Source organism: Citrobacter sp. TBCS-14 (assembly GCF_005280805.1).
Classification (GTDB): Bacteria; Pseudomonadota; Gammaproteobacteria; order Enterobacterales; family Enterobacteriaceae; genus Citrobacter; species Citrobacter gillenii.
In genome coordinates this window covers 1-328 of the sequence record NZ_SZWM01001153.1, presented here as the reverse complement: position 1 = coordinate 328, position 328 = coordinate 1, and the positions used below count along the sequence as shown (strand labels likewise).

Sequence of the window (328 nt, the reverse complement as noted above, 5' to 3'; positions counted from 1 at the left end):
TATGTTTTTGCTTTCTATTGTAAATAAGTTGCTGTTCCACCAGCATATTGATTATTCCCAGCGTAATGACTCCATACTCGAATTTCTCCATTAGCCGTAATTTGTAATTCCATTGGTTTGTTATTGTTGTTTCCATTTAGAGAAGATAGGGTTACTGATATATCGCCTACAGGACGAACGTTTTCAGGTAGAAACGCAACTTGTTTGGTCTGATTAGCCCTAAAGTTTCCAAAATTACCGCCACCAGTAACCGTAACTATGCCATTTTTCTTTTTGTATTGTAGTTTAGCTGTAGTGACGTTAGACATGTTCAAAGCTGTCCAATCAC

The 328-nt window shown here is 37.2% G+C and carries 1 protein-coding gene; it reads right to left on the bottom strand.

The features are described from left to right. Positions 1-14: 14 nt before the first annotated feature. Positions 15-328, bottom strand: a 314-nt coding sequence (locus FDX22_RS24505; protein WP_222592573.1) for a hypothetical protein, incomplete at its 5' end; no start/stop codon positions are given.